Here is a 24246-nt window from a genome sequence, read left to right as displayed (position 1 = left end):
AAAAATGCTCATATTACCCGTTTAGAAGGATATAATCCTCTGTTAAATCCACAAATGCTTTTAAAGCAGGGGACATCCATTTGTTTTTATGCCAAAATAGTTGGATTTTCGTCGTGAAACTGGGTTCCACCCATTTGATTTTGATGATATTGCCTTCTGCAATTTCTCTTTTTACTGAAATTTCGGGAAGTACAGCAATTCCTAAGCCAGCCATTACACATTTTTTTATGGCTTCTACATCTGCTAATTCTAGTTTACTTCTCGGTTTTGCTCCCGCTTGTGTTAATGAATGTTCAAAGGCGTAGCGATAATCACAGTCTTCAGTTAACAACAATCTTTGCTCGTTCAAATCAATTGGATATACTTTTTGTTTTTTGCTCAAAGGATTTGTTGGGCAGCATACAATGGCCATCGGTTCATCTTTTAATTCTTTTACAAGTAAATGTGAGGATACTACAGGATTCATGGATAATAAAGCGACATCAATTTGTCCTTCTAATAATAGATTTAGAACATCCTTTTCCGCTATTCCTGGGCGGAAGATCAGTTCGACTTTTGGATACTTTGTTTGAAAGTCCGTTAAAATGTGAGGAAGCCGGTAGGTGCATTGTGTTTCAGATGCACATATTCTCAAAATGCCGCTTGGCTCATTCATTCCGCCAACAGCCTCTAATGCTTCCCCAGTTAAGCCTAAAATTTTATCCGTATAATGTTGAAATTGTTTGCCAGCTTCTGTTAAGATCACCCTTTTTCCAAGCCTTTCAAATAGAGGGGTTCCTAGCTCTTCTTCTAATGCAACAATATTTGCTGTGATGCTAGATTGAGCATAACCAAGCATTTGTGCAGTTTTTGTAAAGTTTAATACTTTTGATGCTGTTTGGAACATCATCAGTTGTTTGATCTCCAACTTCAAGCCTCCCTAAATCGGACGAGCCGATTGATATCATCAGAAAACCTCTATAGATTGATCATAACATTTTTACTATCATAAAAGTAAGCGCTTGCAAGTTGTGTTATTTCAAATATTCAGATTTGCAAAGGGGAGATGGCTTTGTTTGAAATGATTGTCAATTCAGTGAATGATTTTTTATGGACATATATTTTAGTAGTCATGTTAATCGGCATAGGAATCTACTTTACAGTGAGAATGAAATTTATGCAAATTGTCTTACTAAAAGAGATTTTCCGTTCTATTTTTGAAAAAGCGCCCAAAACCAAAAAGGGAAGTCATGAAATTTCATCTATGCAAGCTTTTTTTATTGGAGCTGCTACAAGAATTGGTACTGGAAATATGGCAGGCGTTGCGATTGCCATCACAGTGGGCGGTCCAGGAGCTATTTTCTGGATGTGGTTTGCGGCCGTTTTAGGGGGAGCTTCTGCGTTTGTTGAAAGTACACTAGCTCAAATTTATAAAATTAGAACAAATGATGGATTTAAAGGGGGACCAGGCTACTATATTCAAAAGCAATTCGGAATGAAGTGGCCAAGCAGGGTTTTTGCCTTTTCTGTTATTCTTAGTTTCGGCTTAATTTTTAACGCTGTACAAACGAATACAATTACAAATGCCTTTCAATATTCATTTGGGATCAGCCCAATTGCCATGGGGCTATTTGTCACAATTTTTACTGCTTGCATCATTTTTGGTGGTGTCAAGCGAATCGCTAATTTTACACAAATCATTGTGCCAATTATGTCGGCATTTTATATCATTTTAGCACTTTATGTGATTGTCACAAATATCGGTGCTGTACCCGCGGCATTAACAAGTATTATGAAAAGTGCGTTTGGGTTAGAGCAAATCGTTGGGGGCGGGATTGGTGCTGCGATAATGAACGGTGTAAAACGTGGGCTCTTTTCCAATGAAGCAGGAATGGGAAGTGCTCCAAATGCCGCTGCTGCCGCTAATGTTTCGCATCCAGTAAAACAAGGGTTTGTTCAATTATTAGGTGTATTTTTTGATACATTAGTTGTTTGTAGCTGTACTGCCTTTATTATTATGCTATCGACAGTAGAAACAGCTGGTGAATTATCTGGTATCGAAATTACACAAGCAGCAATGGCACAGCATTTTGGATCTTGGGCTAGTATTTTCTTAGCATTTGCTATATTTACTTTTGCTTTTAGTTCTATTGTAGGTGGCTACTATTATGGTGAAGCCAATATCGGTTTTATCCATAAAAGTGTAACAGCGCTATTGATGTATCGAATTATGGTATTAATGATGATCATGTTTGGGGCTGTGGCCAACATACAAATCGTTTGGACGTTGGCCGACTTGTCGATGGCCATTATGGCAATTGTCAACTTGATTGCGATTGCAATTCTAGGCAAGTTCGCTTTTGCCGCTTTGGATGATTACATTCAACAAAGATTGTTAGGCAAAGATCCTGTCTTTTATGCATCTAGCATACCAGGTTTAAAAGAAATAGAATGGTGGGGAGCAGAAAAACAAACTGCTAACTCCATAAACACAAATGAAGGAGTAGAAAAATCATGATGAATTTTGAATATCATTGCCAAACAAAAATGATGATGGGGACTGGTCAATCAAAAGAAATCGGATCTATAGTAGAAGATATTGTATTGCCGGGTGCCACAGTTATGCTGGTGACGGACTCTGGTGTGAAGAGCGCAGGGCTCGTTCAGCCTATTGAAGCGTATTTGCAGGAAGCTGGTTATTCTGTCGTTGTATTTGATCAAGTATCTCCAAATCCTAGAGATAGTGAATGTCTAGCTGGTGCAGAGCTCTTTAGAAAAGAACAAGCATCAGCGGTCATTGCGATTGGTGGCGGAAGTCCAATGGATACGGCGAAAGCGATTGCTTTATTAGGTCCAAATGGCGGCATTCCTGAAGATTATATATCAGGGAAGAAGGCGTATGCTAATCTATCTCCATTAATTTGTATCCCAACAACGGCTGGTACTGGTTCTGAGGTGACCCGTTCATCTGTCATTACGTTAGCTGCTTCACATAAAAAAATCACATTAAAGCATGGCTTGCTTCGGCCAACCATTGCGATTTTAGATCCTGCTCTTACATTGACGGTGCCAAAAGGCATAACAGCCGCAACAGGCGTGGATGCATTGGTACATGCTATTGAAGGCTATTCATGTAAAGTAACAAATCCTATTTCCAAAGCAATGGGTTCAAGTGCAATGGAGACAATTGTAAAATACTTACCCAAGGCATATGAAAATGGATCTGATCTAGAAGCGAGATATAAAATGCAGGAAGGGAGCTTACTTGCTGGCTTATGCTTCGGTTCAGCCGATGTCGCAGCCGTTCATTGCTTAGCAGAAGCACTTGGTAGTCTTTATGATACACCTCATGGTATCGCAAACGCGGTATTTTTGCCTTATGTTATGCAATTCAATGCAGTCGAAAATAAGGTATTACACGCAGAGCTTGCCAAAATAATGAGCTTTGCAGATAAAACGGATTCAGATGATGTGGCGATTCAAAAATTAATTGATGGCATGTATACATTCACAAAAAAATTAGGTATTCCAGCACTAAAAGATTTATCTTATGTAAAAGAAGAGGATTTTGAAAAAATGGCTGAATTAGCAGAACAAAACGGCTCTACATCAAGTAATGTTCGTACTGTTACGAAAGCCGACTACTTAGATATTTTAAAGGCTGCTTTTTAAAATCACCATATAGAAAAATAGAATCAATGAATTCCAAAGAAACACCCTCTTCATGACACGATCACTTGGAGGGTGTTCTTTTATGTTTCATGTGGCTAGGTATCGTCTATATATGAGTGGTATGATAGACGACAACATCTGATGGAGAAAGGGTTGGATAAACGATGAAATTTCACAATAAAACCGTTATCATCACAGGCGCAGCCAATGGAATTGGTGAAATGATCGCCTGGGGCTATGCAAAAGAAGGAGCACGAGTGGTGCTTGCGGATATAGATGAAGAAAAGGGTAAGCGCTTGGAGGAAGAGCTAAAAAAAGAATCATTAGAAGCTTATTTTAAGAAAACGGATGTGAGGCAAGAAAAGGAGATTCAGCAGTTCATGTCGTTTGCGGCGGAGCGCTGTAAAACGATTGATATTCTCATTAATAATGCTGGTGTCATGTGCACAGTATCGCCTTATGAATTAACGCTTGACGAGTGGGATCGTGTGTTACAGACGAACCTAAGAGGGACTTTTTTATGTGCAAGAGAAGCAGCACGTTATATAAAAGAGAATCCAAAAGGCGGTTCTATTGTGAACATTTCATCCACCCGCGCGACCATGTCAGAGCCTCATACAGAAGCATATGCCGCATCAAAAGGCGGAATATCTGCGCTGACTCATGCCTTAGCGGCTTCTTTTAGTTCGGATCATATCACGGTGAATAGCATTTCACCTGGATGGATTGAAACGAAGGATGAGGAGAATCTTCGAGAGATCGATCACCAGCAGCATCTTTCCAATCGAGTCGGCACGCCAAAGGATATTGTGAAGGCCTGCTTTTATTTAACCGATGAGGAGAATCAATTTGTGACCGGCACAGATTTAGTCGTTGATGGCGGCATGACCAGAAAGATGATCTATGCTGATTAACTTGAAAAAACATTGACGCTTTGATCAAGGCGCAGTACAATATGTAACAATTCAGCTGAAGATCGTGATGAAATAAAGACATAGCGCAAATAGAGAAGAGTACATCATGAGCTGTCCCGCACAGAGAACTCCGTGAAGCTGAGAAGGAGCTGGGCAGCATGATGGAACCAAGCCTCTTAGCTCTGCACCGGATTCCTTCGGATGGTGGTGCAGCGATATTCTCCCGTTACAGAGATGGGTTCATGATGACCTGCTAAGGTTCATCTGGCAACAGATGAATAAACTGAGGTGGCAACGCGGAGTAAATCCCGTCCTCAAGACAGAAATGTCTTGGGGGCGGGATTTTTTTATGACAAATAGGGGGAAAAGTGATGAAAAAACATTGGCGGGATATGAGTTTGCTGCTTGGAGCCATCGGAATTGCGAACATAGGAGAATGGATTTATATGATTGCTCTCCATCTGCTCATTTTTCAAGAAACGGGCTCTGTGCTGGCTGTAACAGCCGTCTATATGCTGAGACCGGCTGCGGCTCTTTTGACAAACAGCTGGTCTGGCAGTTTGATTGACAGGCTGAATCAGCGGAAAGTGATGATCAGCTTAGATATCAGCCGGGCAATCCTAATCGCATGTATACCCTTTGCGTTATTTTCAGGACATCTCCTTATCCTTTATGTGCTAGTGCTTCTCATTCAAATGGCACAAGCGATGTTTCATCCAGCGTCGATGGTCTATATGACAGGATTGATCCCGGCGAATAACCGAAAACGGTTTAATGCCATTCGCTCATTATTACAATCGGGTGGGTTTTTACTTGGCCCCGCTGCAGCAGGTCTGCTTTTTTTAGTCGGTACACCTGTTTTTTCAATTTATATAAATGCGATCTGCTTGTTGGTATCTGCTCTGTTAACAATGTGTTTACCGAATTTGCTCAAACAAGATGCTGGCCAAAAGGGTTTTACCCTTTCAATGTTAAAAGAGGATGCGAGGCTTGTTCTTCGATTTAGTTTGACATCACGCCAAATTATGGCGGTGTATTTATTATTTAGTGCCGCTATCACGGTACTTCCTACTGCCATTGACTCTCTTGAAACAGCCTTTGCAAAAGAAGTGCTTCTGCTAACTGATACACAATATGGTCTTCTTGTGAGTATAGCTGGGGCAGGCATTATCGCAGGCGCAGGTCTCAATTCGGTGATTGTGGAGAGGCTGCCTGTTTCGATCATGCTTGGGATTGGCAGTTTGTTGGTGGCATGTGGCTATCTCATTTATGCTTTTTCCAGCACATTGTTTATAGCCGCTGTTGGATTTTTTATATTAGCATTCTTTTTAGCATTTGCGAACACAGGTTTTATGACTTTCTATCAAACGAATATCCCGATAGAGGTGATGGGGAGGGTAGCCAGTTTTTATGCTTTAGTTGAAGCCATTCTGACGATCATGCTGACAGGTGTCTCTGGTGGGCTTGCACATGTTTTATCAATCCGAACCTCCGTTGTCACCGGGAGTCTATGTATGCTTCTTGTCTGTTTATTGCTATGTTTTGTCATCTTTCGTCCATTGACTGGCAAAAAGATAGTGCATCCTACTTAGAAAATTAAAAAAATTATGTTATGATTATTTAAGTAAGTTAATTAAATTGATGAGAAAAGGAGTCTTACACATGAAAGCACTACGCTGGCACGATCAAAAGGACATTCGACTAGAGGAAATTGATGAACCAAAAGTTGCTCCAGGAAAAGTGAAACTTAAAGTGAAATGGTGCGGCATTTGTGGTAGTGATTTACATGAATATCTAGGAGGACCTATCTTCATTCCAGTGAATGAACCTCATCCACTGACAAAAGAAAAAGCACCTATTACACTGGGGCATGAATTTTCTGGTGAGGTTGTTGAAGTAGGAGAAGACGTCAGCAATTACAAAGTAGGCGACCGAGTGGTTGTTGAGCCTATTTTTGCAACTCACGGACATCAAGGTGCTTACAACTTAGATGAAAACATGGGCTTTTTAGGACTTGCCGGAGGCGGCGGTGGATTCTCTGAATATGTATCTGTCGATGAAGAATTACTTCATTTATTACCAGACGAAATTTCATATGAGCAAGGGGCACTTGTAGAGCCTTCAGCAGTTGCTTTATATGCGGTTCGTTCTAGTAAAGTACAAGCTGGGGATACAGCGGCTGTGTTTGGTTGCGGACCGATTGGCTTGCTTGTTATTGAAGCATTAAAAGCAGCTGGTGCTACTGATATTTACGCAGTAGAATTATCTAAAGAACGCCAAGAAAAAGCGAAAGAGCTTGGAGCGATCATTGTTGATCCTTCTCAATATGAAGATGTTGTTCAAGAAATTGCACGCCGTACAAACGGTGGCGTCGATGTTTCTTTTGAAGTGACAGGTGTACCTGTTGTATTGAAGCAAGCAATCCAATCAACTAGAATTTCAGGTGAAACAGTCATTGTAAGCATTTGGGAAAAAGGCGCAGAAATTATGCCAAATGACATCGTCATTAAAGAACGTACAGTTAAAGGGATCATCGGCTATAGAGACGTATTCCCATCTGTATTAAACTTAATGAGAAAAGGCTATTTCTCTGCTGATACACTCGTTACGAAAAAAATCAAGCTTGACGATGTAATCGAGGATGGCTTCAATGCATTAATCAATGAAAAAGATCAAGTGAAAATTTTAGTTAGTGCTGAATAGTAAGACAACGAAGGGGAATGGCAAAAGCCATTCTCTTTTCTATTCATAGTGATCAATCAATGGAAAGAGCAGGACAATTTCCTTTAACACACTTAAAAAAAGGTGAATAAATGGATCAAAAAAAGTCGATCAGGTTCTCGTGCCTGATCGACTTTTTTATCGTCCAAGAGATCTTCCGTACACGCTGACTCGTTTCTCTAACAAGGCAAAAGCGAGTTCAAAGAAAATGCTCAGCAGCCAATAGATCAAAGCAGAGACGAGATACGTTTCTAAAAACTGATAGCCGTCGTTCGCAATGATTCGGGAAATCCCCATGATCTCAAGTACTCCAATCGTAAACGAAAGAGAGGTGGCTTTTAATAGCTGAATGAGCTGATTGCCTAAGTTTGGCAGGGCTACCACAAATGCCTGCGGCAAAATAATGCGCATCATCGCTTGGCGTGTCGTCATCCCCACAATTTTTGCCGCTTCAAGCTGTCCTTTGTCTACCGCAAGAAGTGCACTCCGAACGACCTCTGTTAAATGGGCGGCTGAATGAAGGCTGAATGTAATAAGGGCAACAGCTAATGGAGAGACCATATCTGGATGAAAGGTCAGCCCGAATGTACCGCTCACTTTGGTTAGAACAAAAGGAAGTCCATAAAAGAAAGCGAACAACTGAACAATAAGAGGCGTTCCTCTAAAAAAGGAGACATAGAGCGTCACAAGCTGCCTGAGTACAGGAATGCGGAAGAGACGAATGAAAGCAAAAACAGATCCAATCATCAGGCTTACAGCCATGGAAACGAGTGCAATCAATAAGGTAAAAGGAACGCCTTTTAGAATATGAGGTACTTGGTCAATCGCAAATTGAATATCAATGGTTTGCATCAAATCGCCTCCTTAACGTGACAGGCTGGTGCGGCCTTTTACAAATTTCCTTTCAAGCAGCATGGTGATCAGTTCAATACTCATGCAAATAAGCCAATACACAATCGCAATGATCACATACACCTCAAACAGACCGATTCCGTAGTTATTTCCTAAAATGATCTTCACCTGCCCCATGATATCAATGAGTCCGATTGTAAAGGCAATTGCCGTGTCTTTGACGAGATCAATGGTGTAATTTCCGAGGTTCGGCAGTGCAATGAGGAAGGCCTGCGGGATAATGATCCTAATCAACGCTTGTGTATCTGTCATCCCAACAATGTAGGCGGCCTCCAGCTGATCCTTCCCGACAGATGAATACGCACTGCGAAAAACTTCAGATAAATAAGCGCCCGTATGTAAAGAAAACGTCATCATCACAAATAGCACACGATCCCAATGATTGATTTGAATCCCTGCCACAAGCAAAAGCTGAGGCAGTCCAAAATAAATCAAGAAAAGCTGAACAATTAAAGGTGTACTCCGTGTAAAAGATAAATAAATAACAGCCAATTGCTTCAGTACTGGGATTTGCTTGATACGAATACATGCAAATAGCAAGCCGATGATGATGGCAAAAAACAATGACACGATAATAATGAGAAAAGTGAGTGGCAGGCGTTCAAGCACCTGTAAAAAAATGCGCAGCCAATCTCCAGCTGTAAACGTCATGACGCTTCATTCCTTCCTTCATTTTGATCGCCTTGCTCTGAGATGTCATCAATATCTTGAAAGAAATCAATCCCAAACCACTTTTTCGCCAGCTTAGGCAGTGTTCCATCATCAATCATCTCTTGTGTGATCCGGTCCAAATCTTTTGCAAGCTTCTTCTCGCTTGGCTGTAAGACAAGATAGATAGGCTCCTTTGACACAATGCCGCCAACTTTGACCTTTAGGTTTAAATGCTTTTGAATGGTATCAAAGGTTGAAATGTTCATAAATGCTGCATCTGACCGTCCACTTTCAACGCGCTTTAAGTTAAGCTCATTTGAAGGGCTCTCAATAGTCGTCAGCGGAATATCCGGATCATGCTCTTGATTATATTGATTTAATATCGAACGCAAGCCTCCGCTAGGGCTGACAGGAGCCAGCTTTTTAGATGTCATATCATCAAGCGATCGAATCTCTTTGTCTGATTCATTCACAATTAAACCTGTCATCGAATAACCATACGGAACCTTAGGGTAAAGGAAACGCTTTTCACGTTCAGGATTACTAAAAAACCAATTAGCCGCCATTTCAAACTTCCCTGCGCCTACACCAATTAAATTCGATTCTTCCTCGCCAAAAATGTAATCAAAATGTACGTGAGGAAGTCTTTTTTCCACTTCATTTAAATAATCAATGTTATAGCCAATCGGTTCGTTTCGTTCATTTGTTGCTAAAAAGGGTGGATTGACCTCTGCACTCAGTGCGACTTTTACAATTTTTCTACCATCATCGGTCGTGGTTTTCACACTGCTGCAGCCCATCAGAGAAAGAAAAAGCAGAAGGACACCGGACATCATGAATGCTGTCTTTTGTTTCATTTGTCTTTCTCCGATTCTTGCCACATGCCGCGATGAATTCTTGATAAAAATTGTTTCGTTCGTTCATGCTGTGGCTTCAATAGGACGTCTTCTGGTGAGCCTTTTTCAACGATTTCGCCATCTGCCATAAAGATCACCGTATCCGCCACGTCCTTTGCAAAAGAAATTTCATGCGTCACAATGACCATCGTCATGCCTTGACTTGCAATATCTTTGATCATTTCTAGAATTTCTCCTACCATCTCTGGGTCCAGTGCCGACGTAGGTTCATCAAACAAAAGCACTGAAGGGTTCATCGCAAGAGCGCGGGCTATGCCAATTCGCTGCTGCTGACCGCCGGACAATTCACTCGGAAATGCATCCTTTTTATGAAGCAGTCCAATCCGCGTTAAAAATTGCTCCCCTACCTTTTCAGCTTCTTTTTTAGACATGTTTTGAGACACGATCAATCCTTCTGTAATATTTTCAAGTGCTCGTTTATTCTGAAACAAGTGATAATGCTGAAACACCATGGAGGATTGCTGCCTGAGTTTTAGCAGATCTTTTTTATGATATCGTTCAAATTGAATCGTGGCTTCACCAACCGTCAGCTCACCTTTGTCTGGAATATCGAGGCTGTTTAAGCTGCGAAGAAGTGTTGTTTTTCCTGACCCGCTCGGTCCAATAATGGCGACCACTTCACCTTCTTGTACGGTGAAATCAATGCCTTTTAACACATGGGTCTGCCCATAAGATTTATGTAGATTAGTAGCTGAAATCATAAAAGCATCACGTTCCTTTGACATATGTACTTAATATTGATAAAATTTAACACATTAAATCCTATAAGTAAAGTGTGTTTTATTTATTCCGATTGGAAAAATCAGATATGATAGATTGTGAGATATAGAGGAGTTGGATACGTTTTGTCTAAAGCATTATTTGTCGATACCGATTTTCAAAAAACATGGCTCAATCAACTAGAATCTCTTCGTGAAACGATCGAACAAACAGCAAAAGAACATGATGAAGGCGCTTATTTTCCTGAAAAAAATATTGAATCATTAGTAGAGATGGGCTATACAACGTTGTCTCTTCCTGCTGAATACGGAGGCGGAGGTCAATCTGTGAAGGATATGGTTCTGTTTCAAGAGACGCTCGGCAGTATGGACGGAGCGACTGCCTTATCAATCGGCTGGCACCAAGGGGTTGTAGGCGAAATTTACGAAAAGAAACAATGGAATGAGCAGCAGCTGCAATTCTTTGCGGAAGAAGTGAAGAAGGGCGCCCTTGTCAACCGTGCCGTGAGCGAGGCGCAGACAGGCAGTCCAACAAGAGGCGGGAAGCCTGGGACAACAGCCACTAGATCAGGTAATGAGTGGATCATCAATGGACGTAAAATTTTCACAACGATGTCACCGGCACTTACATACTTTTTAGTCGGAGTATGGATCGAAGAAAAAGAGGCCATGGGCTTCTTCTTAATTCATCGTGAGACAGAAGGTGTTTCAATAGAAGAAACGTGGAATGTTGTGGGCATGAGAGGAACTGAAAGTCATGATTTAATCTTAGATCAGGTGAAGGTTTCAGATGACATGCTTGTGGAGGTGCAAAAAGGGCCGCGGGGTGTTACGCTAAATCCTTGGATTGCACATATTCCTTCCTGCTATTTAGGGATTGCGCAAGCGGCAAGAGACTATGCTGTTCAGTATGCCATCACCCACTCACCGAACAGCATCAGCGGAACGATTAGTGATCTGCCAAATGTCCAAACACTGATTGGCGAAATCGACTTACTATTAAAGCAAGCACGCCACGTCATCTACTCAACGACCACTTTGTATGAAAAGCCAGAGAAAAGAGAGCTGTTAATCAATGAATTTGGTGCTGTAAAGCATACCGTCGTTAATCACAGTTTGCAAGTTGTCGATAAAGCTATGCGTTTAGTGGGTGCGAAAAGCTTAAGCCTAGACTGTCCACTGCAGCGCTACTATCGAGATATTCGTGCCGGGCTCCATAACCCACCAATGGACGATATGACGATATCAAAAATGGCGAAACAGGCCATTCAAGAGAAAAAAGAGAGCTAATATACAGTAAAAAGCCGGATAAATCGGCTTTTTTTTATTTGAAAGAAAAGAGGACAAGCGTACCTTATATCCCATCGCTTAAACATGCTACAATCATGGCAATCATGGGAAAAGGAGCGGTTGTCTTGAAGAAAAAGTATATAAAATGGCTGTTTTCTAGCATCATGCTGATGGCACTTTGTATCAGCCAGCCTTCATCAACTGTAGCAAGATCACCAGCGTGGTCAGTAGATGAATTCTTTAAAAATCGGGAAGGCACGTTTGTGATTCAAGAAGTAAAAGAAAAGTCTCCTTGGGTGTATAACAAAAATAGAGCGAAAGAGCGCTTTGCACCTCAATCGACATTTAAGGTAGCAAATGCTTTAATCGGACTCCAAACGGGCGCAGTGAGAGATGAATACGACATCAAATATTGGGATGGCGTAAAAAGAGAGATTGACAGCTGGAATAGGGATCATACATTAGGATCTGGGATGAGAGATTCAGTCGTCTGGTACTATCAAGCCATGGCGCGTGACATTGGAGAAGAACGCATGAATCATTGGGTGAAAGCCATTCATTATGGGAACAAAGACATATCTGGCGGAATCGATCAATTTTGGTTAAGCAGTACCCTGCGAATTTCTCCAATCGAACAAGTTCGTTTCCTCAAACAGCTATATGAAGAGACTCTTCCATTTGACCTAACTGTCATAAGAACAGTCAAACGAATGATGGTACAAGAAGAAGAGAAACACGCCAACCTATACGGAAAAACAGGCTCTGGATCAGGTATCGGCTGGTACGTAGGCTTCATCAAACATGAAAATAAAACCTACATTTTCGCCACAAATATCGAAGGCACCGGCATAGAAGCAAAAGACATCACCTATCGCATTTTGAAAAAATATCATTTGATTGAAGCATCCGTTTAGGGTGCTTTTTTTATGTGAAAAAGGGGATTTATTGATAAGTTGATGATATATGGTTTAGTTTGAAAGAATGATATATTTATTGAAATATATTGAAGTATCATTTCAAATGTATTATTATATATGGCGTAATGTTACAAATGTTACAAATATATGATAAGGAGATTAATATGAATCTAAAAAGAAAAGTAAATTGGAAAAAGAATATTGCAGCACTACTATCGTTTGTGATGCTTTTATCAATGTTTCCTTCTGATATTTTTGCAGAAGAACATGACGAAAATACAAAACCAAGTCATAACAGCTTAGAAGAATTAGATAATTCAAAAGCCCTAGAAATGGCAGGTATTGACGAAGATGAAATTGGAAAAGACGGAGAAATTCTTTCAGAAAGAACAGAAAACAGCAAGCTTTTTTATGAAGGAGAGGGTGTATTTACACAAGAGGTATATCCTGATCCAATTCATATAAAAGAGACCCCAGATGCTGAGTGGGAGGATATCTCTCCTGAATTAAAGACGAGCTCGAAAAAAGAAATAGAAACAGAAAATGCAAGATTAGAATCAACTTTTCAAAAGCAAATGAAACAAGGGCTATATGCCACATTTGAACACAAGAAGCATCAAATTGAATTTTCAATTTTAAAAGCTTCAGGGAAAAATAAATCAGAAATCGATTCCAAAGATTCATCTGCACAATTTAAAGAGAACACCAACGAGCTTACATATGAAGAGGTATTTCCAAATATAGATTTACGTTCATTTACCTTTAATGAAAATATCAAAGAAGATATTGTACTCAATCGATATGATGGCTACAATTCATTTACATTTAAAATAAAGACTGATCTAACTGGGGAAATCGAGGAAGACGGTTCTATCACATTTTATGATCAGAAGAAACGGACCATTTTTCAAGTCCCAAAACCGTTTATGACTGATTCTAATTTAGATGAAAAGTCAGGTGAAGTGGCTCGCTCAGAAGATGTGAGCTTTAAATTAGAAAAAGAAGATGATGGCTATTTACTTCGTGTGACAGCAGATGAAAAATGGCTAAAAGATCCTGAACGAGTTTATCCTGTGTCTATCGATCCTTCGACTTCTTTATCTGTGTCAGCAGACACATTTATCATGAGTAAATACCCAACAACAAATTATTCATCCTCTACGCAAAAATGGGATGCTAAACTTAAAAGTTATGTACTGAAAACAGGTTATTATGATAAAACAACTGGTACAAACTATGCGTTTATGAAGTTTAATTCATTCAAGCCGATTCAAAATATGAATGTAACGAAAGCGACGCTCAAAACGTATGTTGCTCATTCATATTACGGGACGAAGGCTACTGGTCTTTGGCTGGATACAGTGAATGCCAACTATGATCATACAAAACTAACATGGAATAATAAACCAAGCTCCAAAAATATCGGCAAAGCCAATGTATATAAAGGACAATGGGCGAGCTATGATGTGACATCGACCATCAAAGCTTGGAATAGCGGAACAGCTAACTATGGATTTAAATTACATGCAAATGGAAATGGGCAAGACCATTGGAAAAAAATAATCTCATCAACAAACTCTACCAATAAACCAGTCATTGAAGTAACGTATACCATTCCGCAGGCAAATGCACCAACTGTAAAAGGTTTTAGTAATGGAAATGGGACAGGCTACTTCAATTTAAGTTGGAAAAAGGTGTCTGGCGCAAAAGGCTACAAAGTATGGCTGTACAACGGAAAAGAGTATGAAGCCATTTCAGTTGGAAATGTGGCATCATGGAGTACAAAAGGAAAGAATATATGGCCAACAGCAAGCGAAATTGCAGTAAAAAAATACAAACTCCATTTAGATGGAAAAGGCGGGACTGAATTAGCAGTTGATCCTTCCCCGGTTTACAAAAACTCAGGCGGCAATTATGCGGCAAGTAAAAATTATTGGGTAGCTGTAAGTGCGATTTTTGACCAAGGTGAAGGCGCAATGTCCGCAAAAGTAAAACCTGTCGTGCCGAATGTGGCTAGAGCGAAAGCACCTAGTACAAAAGGATTCAATAATAATAACGCAACAGGTTACTTTGATCTCTCTTGGAATTCAGTATCCGGTGCGACTGGTTATAAAATACAAATGTTTAATGGGAAAAGCTATGAGACATTGGATCTTGGGAATCAAACATCATGGTCAACAAAAGGGAAAAAAGTATGGCCGACAGCTGCTGAGATCAAAGCAGGTAAATATGCATTGCACCTCCAAGATGGAAAAGGTGCTGAGCTTCCAATTCATCCTGGTGCGACTTACAAAAATGCTGGAGGAGATGGGGCTCAAAAACATTATTCCTTCAGAGTGATTGCCTATAATAAAGATGGAGAAGCCATTGCTTCACCGCCAGCTGGACCAACTTTACCTGATTTATCTAGACCGAAAGCTTTATCTGGATATGCTTATACCAATACAAAAGAGAGCCAAACAGGTTATATCAATTTACATTGGGACAAAGTGAAAAATGCAAAAGGGTATAAAATTAACATCTATAATGGTAAGGCATATCAAACATTTGATGTTGGTGATGTCGATCATTGGACTACACAAAACAAGAACATTTGGCCGACTCCTACTGAAGTTAAAAGTGGGAAATATGTGCTTCATACAGATGGTAAAGGCGGGGAATTAGCGCTAGACCCATCACCAGTATATGAAAATGCGAATGGAAATTATAAAGGACGCAAGAACTACTCCTTTACTCTTTCCGCCTACGATGCAAATGGAGAAACCATTCCGACACCAGCCTTTAACCCGACATTCCATGAAGGGGCTGAATTCCTTGGAACAGAGGATTACTGGTCGATTATTGATATACCAGACGGCCAGCTAAATGGTGCGACTGGTAATGTGATTGTCAGTGAAGAAGAAATGTCGATTGATGGAAGAGGACCGGGACTTGGAATTGGTCGCACATACAACAGTTTAGATGCAGCTGACCACCTGTTTGGTCAAGGGTGGTACGCAGATGTAGAAACGAGTATCACGCCAACAAAAGAAGGTGCCATCTATCTTGATGAAGATGCCACAACTCATGTTTTTACAAAAAAAACAGATGGTACGTATCAACCACCAACAGGTATTTTCCTTGAATTAACGGAATCAAAAGATGAATACATGTTAAAAACGAAGGATCAAACCTTTGCACACTTTAGTAAAAATGGTGGGAAAATCACCAAGGTTGTAGATGGACATAAAAATACAACGACATACAAATATAACGAAAACAATCAGCTCACATCAATAGAAGATGCATCTGGTCGAAAAATAACAATGGAATATGATGAAGATGGTCATATCATCTCGGTTCAAGGACCAAAAGGAAAAAAGCTTTCATATGAGTATGATGCAGGCTTCCTAATGAAAATCATTGATTCAGATGGAACGAGCATCTCGTATGAATACGACAAAGATGGCAAACTGATTAAACAATTCTCTCAAAACAGCACAGAAGATCAGCCTGTTTTTACAGAATACCAATATGAAAATCATCGTTTAGTCAAGGCAATCAATGCAAAAAAAGAAACCTTTGAGTACGCATATGATTTATCTAAAAAGACACTCATGCTGACGCAGCCAAACGGTCGGAAAATACAGTATACGTATAACGAAGCAGCCAATCCAATTCAATTTGTAGATGATGCGGAAGGGCTTAAAATTACCACTAATACGAAATATGAAGGCAACCAAATCGTAGAAGAAACTGACCCAAATGATGTAGAAAAAGGAAAAGCTACAGAAAGCTATTCGTATGACAAAAATGGCAACGTCATTCAGGCGAAAGATGCTTATGGCACAGAAACCTACGAGTATAACAAAAACAATGATGTCACTAAAGTGAAAGATACAGAAGGAGATATCACAGATATCGCCTATGATGGATTAGATGCTGTATCTGAGACAGATCAAAGCGGAAATATGTCTTCAGCAAGTATTTATGATTCTTACGGGAATTTGGTACAAACGAGTAAAGAACTTGCTTCAGGTGCGAGTATATTAAAAAATGGCAGTTTTGAAAATACGCTAACTGGCTGGAAGCTTACCTCATCTAAGGATGACGGGAAACTAGCACAAATAGCTGGGAAAAGTGGTGCGTTATCTGGCGGCCGAGTATTAGAGATCAGTTCACAATCGACAACTGAAGGAACAGAACTTGGCTATTCTTCTGCTACTCAAGAAGTAATACTAGAGCCAAATACGACGTATACACTTAGTGGAAAAATAAAGACAGAGCTAACGAAAGCAAGAGCATTTTTTAACATCGATTTAAGAGATACAAATAACAAACGAATTCAATGGATCAGCAACGGCTACAGCACATTATTAGGCAAAAACGATTGGACAAAACGCCAAGTCACGTTTACGACGCCATCTCATGCAGGCAAAGCTGTAATCTATATGGAAGTGGATCATCGAGATAAGGCTGGAAAAGGAAAAGCCTGGTTCGATGAGATTCAGCTAGAAAAAGGAGAAGTTTCATCAAGTTATAATCCAGTCAAAAATAATTCCTTTACGGATAAAACAACAAGCTGGAGCGGAACAGGTGGTTCATTAGATAATGAAGAAGGCTTTAACGATGACGTTTCGTTAAAAATGACAAGAACCTCTACAACTCAAGCAAATGCCATCTATAAACAACCTGTACCGATTGAACAAAGTGTGAATGATCAATCTGTGTATGTCACATTGACTGGGATGTCTAAGGCTGAAAATGTCAAAGCCTCAAATGAGAATGATTACTCACTTCAAGCGTCCGTTACGTATACAGATGGCACAACAGGAACGTTTAATGCGAAATTCCCAACCGGTACACAAGAGTGGAACCGAGCGGCGGTTGTCATACCAAAAACAAAACCATTGAAAAAAGTCGACGTTCAGATTGTTTTCCAAAAAAGCGCGACTGGAACGGCTTGGTTTGATGATATCCGTCTAGTAGAAGGTAGTCTGTTAACGAAAACCACTTACGATGAGAAAGGGAACTATGCTGTTAAAGAAGAGGATGAACTTGGTTACTCATCTCAATCTGCCTACGACGAAACGGGCAAAAAGCTTTCTGAAACAGATGCGAAAGGCGAAAAAACAACATTCGAATATGACCAGGCTGATCAGCTGAAGAAAATCACTTTATCTAACGGGACATCCATTGTGAGAACGTATGATAAAGAGGGCAATGAACAGTCGAAAACGATTCGTGCAGAGTCAGATCAGACGTATCAATTTGAATACGACCTGATGGGCAAATTGACGAAAACCATTGATCCTTTAGGAAATGTGTTAAAAAGTGAATATGATGCGAATAGCAACTTAATCAAAACCATTTCTGCTAATGGACATGAAGTGTCTCTCACGTATGATGGAACAGACCGAGTGAAATCAAAGTCGTATAATGGAACAGAAAAATATCACTTTAGCTATGATAAAAACGGAAACGAAACAACGGTTGTCAACAAAGAACAAAACACAACCAAAAATCGCACGTTTGACCAACAAAATCGCATCACAAAGTTAACAGAGCGTGGCAGCAGCCAAACTTGGACGTATCCAGCCGATTCAGATAAACTGAAATCCTTTGAGTGGACACACGGAAATCAAAAAGGGAAGAACCAATTTAGTTACAATAAGCTTGATCAAATGACGCAGATGAAGGATTCGAGTTCTACGTATTCGTTTGATTATGATGAAAATGGAAATGTTCAGTCCTTTATTACAGGTAACGGCAGTGGTGCTAGCTTTGCTTATGATGAGCGCAACTTAATCAATGATTTGCACATTGGAACAAGCCAAGGCACGACGATCTTAAACGAAGCTTACGAATATGGTCAAAATGGAAACAGAATAACGGTTGATCAAGGAAGCAACGGGAAGATTCGTTATGAATATGGAAAATTAGATCAATTGATCAAAGAAAGTCATCCAGATGGCACGGTCATTGAGTACACATATGATGGGTTTGGAAACAGAAAAACAGTTACGACTGAAAAAAATGGCACTAAAAAAACAATCAACGCATCATTCAACATCATGAACCAACTGACAAAGGTAAATGATGAGACTTTAACTTATGACAAAAATGGCAACCGAACGTCTGACGGACAATTCCTTTATGAATGGGATGCAGAAGATAACATAACGGCCATCACGAAAAAAGGCGAAGACAAGCCATTTGTCACTTACAAATATGATGAGCGTGGATACAGAATTCAAAAAACAGTGAATGGAAAAGTCACCAATTACTTTTATGACGGCGACAGCCTGAATGTTTTATACGAAACAGATGGAGACAACGAAGTCACAAAAGCATACACATACGGTGACAGTGGACAACTCCTTGCATTCACGCAAAATGGAAACAAATATTTCTATCACTACAATGCACACGGTGATGTCATGGCCATCACAAATAGTGCAGGAAAAATCGTTGCTGAGTACGAATACGATACATGGGGCGTTCCAACAAAGGTAAAAGAAGATGAAGAAGTAAAAGGCAACCCATATCGCTATGCTGGTTACCGCTTCGACGAAGAAACAGGACTGTACTATTTAATCGCACGCTACTATGAACCAAGAAACGGCGTATTCCTATCACTTGACCCAGATCCAGGAAGCGATGGAGATTCACTAGATCAAAACGGATATACCTATGGAAACAACAACCCAGTCATGAATGTAGACCCAGACGGCCATTGGGTATGGTTTGTTGTCAATGCAGGATTTGCAGTATATGATGGATACAAAGCTTATAAATCGGGCAAGGGCTGGAAAGGCGCAGCTTTAGCAGCAGCATCGAATTTTGGACCTGGGAAGGTATTCAAGGTGTTAAAAGTAGTAAAGCGTGCTAAACGATCTTCAAATATTGCCCACAATGCTGCTAGGCATAGCAAATTAAAAGAACATTATAAGCAATCACAAAAATATGGCAAGGCAAAAGTTAGGCATTTATCTGGGGGACGTTACCGTTACTATGGCCACGTAACACCGGCTAAGAAAAAAGGGGAAATGGCGGGCAGAAGAGTAGTAAGAGAATGGAATTATAAAACAGGAAAAAAGAGAACATGGCATGAAACTATTGATCATCGTGGTAAAGTAAGACAAGTAAGACCACAAAATGGTAAAGTTAAAGTGCATTACCGCTTTAACAGTAAAGGTCAGTATATAGGGAAGTGGTAATTTATGGTCGAACCAGAAATGATAGACTGTATAAATAAAATACAAAAAGTCTTAAATGGGACTATGACTAGAGAAGAAGTTTCTGATTGGGCTGAGATTTATGTTAGTGCAGATGATCCTGAAGTCGATGATGAAAAAGTTTGGGATATGCTGATTCTTCTAAGTGGAATTGATTTGAAAGATGCTCCCAATTCCTATTTCCACACAGAAGAGGATTTGGAAGAATGGATAAGAAAATATAAATAGCTTTAGTAGAAATGTGCCTTTTAGTATGTTATTCACTATAAGGCGCATTTTTTGTTATTTATTTGTTGCCCAAATTTTAAACATGAGAAGATATGCCAAAAGGGTATATAGTTTTATGAAACCTTATAAACTTTTACGAAAGTTAAAGTAAGTGTATTGTTATAGAGGTAATACAAAAGAAGTCCAAGAATTAAAAATTATTCTACAAATATAAGTAAAAAGTAATTCAAGAGAATAATTGAAAATAAAATAATCAAAATTACAAAATGTCACTCATCATGAAATACGATTTATAAATGTGGTAAGGTAATTCTAGATTTGAAGAATTAATAACAGAAGGGGTAAAATAGAAAATTTTAAATCTGTCTTTCATCTTTATGATACAGGGAACTTGAACAATGAACTACTTGAAGAATTTGAAGCAAATGCAAATTTTCTATTTAACATCAATGGGATGTTACTCGCAATAGAATCGAAAAACGTATGTTTCGATTCACAAGAATTTATCTGCAGTGTATAGGAAGATCTCATTAGCGTCTAAATAAGAATTTAAAACAATGAGAGATTGGGGAAAGGTCCATGAAAATCAGCCGTGATAAACAAGATTTATTCGATGATTTAAAACAACGTTATCAATACTTATTAGATTCAGCTTATCCAGATGAAATCGTCTCTTTTGAGGAAGAAACTGGTATATGTTCAGATGATTTTTATATGTTTTTTTCACTTGTTGCAGGCAGCTTAAGTTATGTGATCGATCATAAACGAATACCGAAAAAACAGTTAAACGTGCTACGTCAGTCATTTGAAGAGCAATATCCCCAAATCAAATCGTATCAACAGATCCTTGAATCGTATCCTTTATTGCATTCCTATGTTCAATACCATGAAGAAACAAGAAAACGAATGATTGCACTTATACAATAACCTTTTAGAGGACAAACGATGACATGGTTTTTAGATAAAAAAATCCAGAAACAAATCCCTGATTTCAATATCAACCATCTAAAGCAAATCAATGAATTTCACTACTTTAAAGAGTATAATGAACATTACGACTTGATCAACTGTATTGTAATGCACATCCCATATGTATCCCCGAATCTACAAGCAGACATTCATCTGAAATTCACCAATGTCGCTTCTGTTCAAATCAAAAATTTGGAGTTAACAAACGATGACCATATTTTATTGGACATTCAGTTTTTGGATAGAGGCTGGGAAAATTTGAATTACTTTGTCGAAGACTTTGAAGAACAGTATTTTTCTTTTTATTGTCAAACGGTACAAGTCATACAAGTCGTATCAAATGAATCGGGCTAGTCTCTCTACATATGTGCGAATGATACTTCCCCATCCCAACATAGAAAGGTGCAATGACATTGAATCGAATGATGAAATGGCTTTTATTTGCGGCAGTCATCGCTGGCTTATTGGTATGCGCATTCTTTGTGTTCCGTTTAAACCAGCCTAAGCCGACGACGAACATCCATTATGCAGACACACAAAACAAACAGCAAACACTCGATATGTACATGCCAAAGGGAAAAGATGAAGACAAAAAGAAGAAGCATCCAGTCATGATCTATCTCCATGGCGGCGGCTGGACAGGCGGCGATAAGAATAGAGTCGCTTCAAAGGCTGATTATTTTACCGGTCAAGGGTATGTGTTTGTTTCGATGAATTATAGGCTTCACCCTGATGCCAACTATGAGCAGATGGCAGATGATACGGCAAACGCCATTAAATGGGTCAAGGATCATGCAGATGAGTATCAAATTGATTCATCAAAAATCAATGTCATGGGTCACTCAGCGGGCGGTCATTTAACGGCACTGGTAGCCACAGATTCGACTTACTTAAAACGTGTGGGGCTGTCGCCAAAAACGATCAATTCTATCGTGATTTTAGATGGTCCGTTAAACATCAATCAATTTATCCAAGCCATTCCATCGTATAAAAAAGTATTTGGTAAACAGGAGAAGAACTGGACAAAGGCATCACCTGTCACTTATATGAATCAAGCGAATGTACCGCCTGTTTATTTGGTCACGGGGTGGGAAAATCCTGAGGTGTATCGATTTGCAGAAAAACTGAACCATGATAAAGGTTCTAAGTTTGTGTTTCGGGTCCATTCGCTGAGCCACAGTGATTTAAATAAATGGTTTGGATCAGACAGGGCGCCAAAAGAAGCGCAAAAAATGACAGAGTCTGTTATGACATTTGTGAACAAACAAAATCAATAACAAAGACTGTATGCTCGACAATCCATTTTGCCGCAGTATATGATAAAACGTAAATGGTTTGTACCAAAGGAGTGTATGTTGTTGTCATCACGTATGGAAAATAAAGTGTTCAATTGCGAAAAAGAGCTGACGCTAAATATTATCGGCGGTAAGTGGAAAATGCTGATTTTATGGCACCTGGGCAGAGAAGGGACAAAACGATTTGGTGAGCTAAAGTCGTTAATGCCTGGGATTACGCAAAGAATGCTTGTCAATCAGCTAAGAGAATTAGAGGAAGATCACATTGTGCATCGGGAGGTTTATCCTGTCGTTCCGCCAAAGGTTGAGTATTCCCTGACAGAACTAGGAGAAAGCTTAATGCCGATTTTAGAGTCGATGTATGATTGGGGAAGACAGTATCTCGACAGCAATTTTTTAAAGGATGATAAATAGTAATACATGCAAAAGATACTGGTCGAAAGACAGTGTCTTTTTTGTAACCATATGCGAAAAAGTATAGTATGTAAAAAAAAAGTGCGTACTTGGATTGCTCCCATCCTGTTGTTATACTCATTTCATCGTGCAAGAAGCCCTATTCACAGAGCTCTTGAAGATGAGATGAAAAAACGGGAGTGAACATTCATGAAATTACAATTAGCATTAGATTTAGTGAATATACCAGAAGCGATTGAGCTGATCAAAGAAGTAGAAGGATCTATTGATGTAGTCGAAATTGGAACACCTGTTGTGATCAACGAAGGCTTGCGTGCCGTCAAAGAAGTCAAACAGGCATTTCCAAACTTACGTGTACTCGCTGATCTGAAAATTATGGATGCGGCCGGCTATGAAGTGCAGCAGGCATCCGAAGCTGGAGCAGATATCGTGACCATTCTTGCAGCGGCAGAAGATATGTCCATTCAAGGAGCGGTGAAAGAAGCGAAAGCAAGAGGGAAACAGATTTTAGTTGATATGATTGGTATCAAAGATATCGCTGGCCGGGCAAAAGAGCTGGATGAGCTAGGAGTCGATTATATTTGTGTGCACACAGGCTATGACCTGCAAGCGGTTGGACAAAACTCATTTGCTGACCTTATGACCATTAAACAAGTCGTCAAACAAGCGAAAACAGCCATTGCAGGCGGAATTAAGCTTGATACGTTACCTGAAGTCGTGAAATTAAACCCTGATTTGATCATTGTCGGTGGCGGTATCGCAAGCCAGGATAATAAAGCAGAAGTGGCCGCACAAATGAAGCAGCTGATCGCACAATCATGAAGACCAGTGACTATGTGAAAGCCATTTTGAATGAGCTTTCTGAGCACTCGCCCGCTATTCAAGACGAACAAGCAGAGCGGCTTGTCTCAAGCCTTTTAACTGCAAGAAAGGTCTTTGTGGCAGGTGCTGGCAGGTCTGGTTTGATGGGAAAATCATTTGCCATGAGACTCTCGCATATTGGAGTCAAGGCTTATGTGGTCGGTGAGACCAATACACCTTCCTTTACTGAAGAAGATCTCTTGATTGTGGGGAGCGGATCTGGCCGAACAGAGACTTTGCTTGTCCTTGCAAAAAAGGCGAAAGCAATTGGCGGAAAAGTGGCAGCTTTCACGCTTTCTGCTGAGTCACCTCTAGCTGATCTATCGGATAAAGTCATCTTACTGTCAGGTGCACCAAAGGATCAACAGGAAGGAAGCCATCATACCATTCAGCCAATGGGCTCGCTATTTGAGCAAGCGCTACTTCTGACATACGATGCGGTCATTTTACGTTTAATGGAAATAAAAGAACTCGACACTCATAAAATGTACGGTCACCATGCCAATTTAGAATAGTCATTTTCAAAGCCTTTCCTTTCTTAAAAGGAGAGGTTTTTTTCATTTCAATCAA

21 protein-coding genes are annotated in these 24246 nt (G+C 39.8%); 16 read left to right on the top strand and 5 right to left on the bottom strand.

The genetic code is table 11. The annotated features are described in order from the left end of the window. Window positions 1–13: 13 nt before the first annotated feature. On the bottom strand, window positions 14–907 hold the full coding sequence (locus tag MHB79_RS12065; RefSeq protein WP_340989846.1) for a LysR family transcriptional regulator: 894 nt from the start codon (window positions 905–907) through the stop codon (window positions 14–16). A gap of 138 nt (window positions 908–1045) precedes the next feature. On the opposite strand from MHB79_RS12065, the gene MHB79_RS12060 reads away from it, so the two are divergent. The 5 genes from MHB79_RS12060 to MHB79_RS12040 all read left to right on the top strand — a co-directional run bounded on the left by MHB79_RS12060 (window position 1046) and on the right by MHB79_RS12040 (window position 7268). Further along, window positions 1046–2497: an alanine/glycine:cation symporter family protein gene (locus MHB79_RS12060; RefSeq protein WP_217012241.1), complete on the top strand. Its 1452-nt coding sequence runs from the start codon at window positions 1046–1048 to the stop codon at window positions 2495–2497. Then, on the top strand, window positions 2494–3651 hold the full coding sequence (locus MHB79_RS12055) for an iron-containing alcohol dehydrogenase (protein WP_340989842.1): 1158 nt from the start codon (window positions 2494–2496) through the stop codon (window positions 3649–3651). The genes MHB79_RS12060 and MHB79_RS12055 overlap by 4 nt, the downstream gene beginning before the upstream one ends. A 164-nt stretch (window positions 3652–3815) precedes the next feature. After that, window positions 3816–4565 (top strand): SDR family oxidoreductase, encoded by a 750-nt coding sequence (locus MHB79_RS12050; protein WP_106032673.1) that lies wholly within the window; start codon window positions 3816–3818, stop codon window positions 4563–4565. Window positions 4566–4936: 371 nt separating this feature from the next. Then, window positions 4937–6157 (top strand): MFS transporter, encoded by a 1221-nt coding sequence (locus MHB79_RS12045; RefSeq protein WP_340989840.1) that lies wholly within the window; start codon window positions 4937–4939, stop codon window positions 6155–6157. A gap of 70 nt (window positions 6158–6227) precedes the next feature. Beyond that, window positions 6228–7268 (top strand): 2,3-butanediol dehydrogenase, encoded by a 1041-nt coding sequence (locus MHB79_RS12040; protein WP_050943700.1) that lies wholly within the window; start codon window positions 6228–6230, stop codon window positions 7266–7268. A gap of 156 nt (window positions 7269–7424) precedes the next feature. Here the strand turns inward: MHB79_RS12040 and MHB79_RS12035 are convergent, their stop codons facing one another. Genes MHB79_RS12035 through MHB79_RS12020 form a run of 4 tightly spaced genes read right to left on the bottom strand, consistent with a single transcriptional unit; the run spans window position 7425 to window position 10467 of the window. Beyond that, entirely contained in the window at window positions 7425–8138 is a 714-nt protein-coding gene (locus MHB79_RS12035; protein ID WP_050943701.1) for an amino acid ABC transporter permease, read from the bottom strand. 12 nt (window positions 8139–8150) lie between these two features. Next, entirely contained in the window at window positions 8151–8849 is a 699-nt protein-coding gene (locus MHB79_RS12030; RefSeq protein WP_137054937.1) for an amino acid ABC transporter permease, read from the bottom strand. Then, window positions 8846–9706, bottom strand: coding sequence for an amino acid ABC transporter substrate-binding protein (locus tag MHB79_RS12025; RefSeq protein ID WP_340989838.1), 861 nt, complete (start codon window positions 9704–9706; stop codon window positions 8846–8848). Before MHB79_RS12025 ends, MHB79_RS12030 begins: the two co-directional genes overlap by 4 nt. Further along, on the bottom strand, window positions 9703–10467 hold the full coding sequence (locus MHB79_RS12020) for an amino acid ABC transporter ATP-binding protein (protein WP_034620634.1): 765 nt from the start codon (window positions 10465–10467) through the stop codon (window positions 9703–9705). The genes MHB79_RS12025 and MHB79_RS12020 overlap by 4 nt, the downstream gene beginning before the upstream one ends. A 144-nt stretch (window positions 10468–10611) precedes the next feature. Between MHB79_RS12020 and MHB79_RS12015 the strand changes: the two genes are divergently transcribed. The 11 genes from MHB79_RS12015 (at window position 10612) to hxlB (ending at window position 24191) form a co-directional block, all read left to right on the top strand. Next, window positions 10612–11775 carry an acyl-CoA dehydrogenase family protein gene (locus MHB79_RS12015; protein WP_137054940.1) on the top strand — a complete coding sequence of 388 codons (1164 nt, stop codon included), beginning with the start codon at window positions 10612–10614 and terminating at the stop codon, window positions 11773–11775. A 125-nt stretch (window positions 11776–11900) separates the two neighbouring features. Continuing rightward, window positions 11901–12689, top strand: coding sequence for a BPU family class D beta-lactamase (blaBPU, locus tag MHB79_RS12010; RefSeq protein WP_340989832.1), 789 nt, complete (start codon window positions 11901–11903; stop codon window positions 12687–12689). A 167-nt stretch (window positions 12690–12856) separates the two neighbouring features. Next, the gene (locus MHB79_RS12005) at window positions 12857–19891 is read left to right on the top strand and encodes a DNRLRE domain-containing protein (protein WP_340901360.1); all 7035 of its coding nucleotides are present in this window, start codon (window positions 12857–12859) and stop codon (window positions 19889–19891) included. Between the two features lie 3 nt (window positions 19892–19894). Then, complete coding sequence (locus tag MHB79_RS12000; RefSeq protein WP_050943707.1) at window positions 19895–20137, top strand: DNA-binding protein; 243 nt, start codon at window positions 19895–19897, stop codon at window positions 20135–20137. Between the two features lie 391 nt (window positions 20138–20528). Then, window positions 20529–20657, top strand: coding sequence for a YxiG family protein (locus tag MHB79_RS19030; protein ID WP_423220680.1), 129 nt, complete (start codon window positions 20529–20531; stop codon window positions 20655–20657). Window positions 20658–20716: 59 nt separating this feature from the next. Next, a complete protein-coding gene (locus tag MHB79_RS11995; protein WP_003216235.1) occupies window positions 20717–21064 on the top strand; it encodes a YxiJ family protein in 348 nt (115 codons plus the stop codon). Between the two features lie 18 nt (window positions 21065–21082). After that, complete coding sequence (locus MHB79_RS11990) at window positions 21083–21460, top strand: hypothetical protein (RefSeq protein ID WP_050943709.1); 378 nt, start codon at window positions 21083–21085, stop codon at window positions 21458–21460. Between the two features lie 53 nt (window positions 21461–21513). Then, the gene (locus MHB79_RS11985) at window positions 21514–22383 is read left to right on the top strand and encodes an alpha/beta hydrolase (protein WP_340989830.1); all 870 of its coding nucleotides are present in this window, start codon (window positions 21514–21516) and stop codon (window positions 22381–22383) included. Window positions 22384–22458: 75 nt separating this feature from the next. After that, on the top strand, window positions 22459–22815 hold the full coding sequence (locus tag MHB79_RS11980) for a winged helix-turn-helix transcriptional regulator (protein WP_034620552.1): 357 nt from the start codon (window positions 22459–22461) through the stop codon (window positions 22813–22815). Between the two features lie 189 nt (window positions 22816–23004). Beyond that, window positions 23005–23637, top strand: coding sequence for a 3-hexulose-6-phosphate synthase (gene hxlA, locus MHB79_RS11975; protein ID WP_003216301.1), 633 nt, complete (start codon window positions 23005–23007; stop codon window positions 23635–23637). Further along, the gene (hxlB, locus tag MHB79_RS11970; protein ID WP_137054949.1) at window positions 23634–24191 is read left to right on the top strand and encodes a 6-phospho-3-hexuloisomerase; all 558 of its coding nucleotides are present in this window, start codon (window positions 23634–23636) and stop codon (window positions 24189–24191) included. Before hxlA ends, hxlB begins: the two co-directional genes overlap by 4 nt. Window positions 24192–24246 lie beyond the last annotated feature (55 nt).

Origin of the sequence: Bacillus sp. FSL M7-0558 (assembly GCF_038003245.1) — a bacterium.
Lineage (GTDB): Bacteria > Bacillota > Bacilli > Bacillales > Bacillaceae > Bacillus > Bacillus pumilus.
This window is presented reverse-complemented; position numbering and strand designations above follow the sequence as displayed.

Coding starts and splice junctions, on each gene's coding strand:
- MHB79_RS12060 (WP_217012241.1), top strand. CDS start 1,046: ATGGCTTTGTTTGAAATGATTGTCAATTCAGTGAATGATTTTTTATGG.
- MHB79_RS12055 (WP_340989842.1), top strand. CDS start 2,494: ATGATGAATTTTGAATATCATTGCCAAACAAAAATGATGATGGGGACT.
- MHB79_RS12050 (WP_106032673.1), top strand. CDS start 3,816: ATGAAATTTCACAATAAAACCGTTATCATCACAGGCGCAGCCAATGGA.
- MHB79_RS12045 (WP_340989840.1), top strand. CDS start 4,937: ATGAAAAAACATTGGCGGGATATGAGTTTGCTGCTTGGAGCCATCGGA.
- MHB79_RS12040 (WP_050943700.1), top strand. CDS start 6,228: ATGAAAGCACTACGCTGGCACGATCAAAAGGACATTCGACTAGAGGAA.
- MHB79_RS12035 (WP_050943701.1), bottom strand. CDS start 8,138: ATGCAAACCATTGATATTCAATTTGCGATTGACCAAGTACCTCATATT.
- MHB79_RS12030 (WP_137054937.1), bottom strand. CDS start 8,849: ATGACGTTTACAGCTGGAGATTGGCTGCGCATTTTTTTACAGGTGCTT.
- MHB79_RS12025 (WP_340989838.1), bottom strand. CDS start 9,706: ATGAAACAAAAGACAGCATTCATGATGTCCGGTGTCCTTCTGCTTTTT.
- MHB79_RS12020 (WP_034620634.1), bottom strand. CDS start 10,467: ATGATTTCAGCTACTAATCTACATAAATCTTATGGGCAGACCCATGTG.
- MHB79_RS12005 (WP_340901360.1), top strand. CDS start 12,857: ATGAATCTAAAAAGAAAAGTAAATTGGAAAAAGAATATTGCAGCACTA.
- MHB79_RS12000 (WP_050943707.1), top strand. CDS start 19,895: ATGGTCGAACCAGAAATGATAGACTGTATAAATAAAATACAAAAAGTC.
- MHB79_RS11995 (WP_003216235.1), top strand. CDS start 20,717: ATGAAAATCAGCCGTGATAAACAAGATTTATTCGATGATTTAAAACAA.
- MHB79_RS11990 (WP_050943709.1), top strand. CDS start 21,083: ATGACATGGTTTTTAGATAAAAAAATCCAGAAACAAATCCCTGATTTC.
- MHB79_RS11985 (WP_340989830.1), top strand. CDS start 21,514: ATGACATTGAATCGAATGATGAAATGGCTTTTATTTGCGGCAGTCATC.
- MHB79_RS11980 (WP_034620552.1), top strand. CDS start 22,459: ATGTTGTTGTCATCACGTATGGAAAATAAAGTGTTCAATTGCGAAAAA.
- hxlA (WP_003216301.1), top strand. CDS start 23,005: ATGAAATTACAATTAGCATTAGATTTAGTGAATATACCAGAAGCGATT.
- hxlB (WP_137054949.1), top strand. CDS start 23,634: ATGAAGACCAGTGACTATGTGAAAGCCATTTTGAATGAGCTTTCTGAG.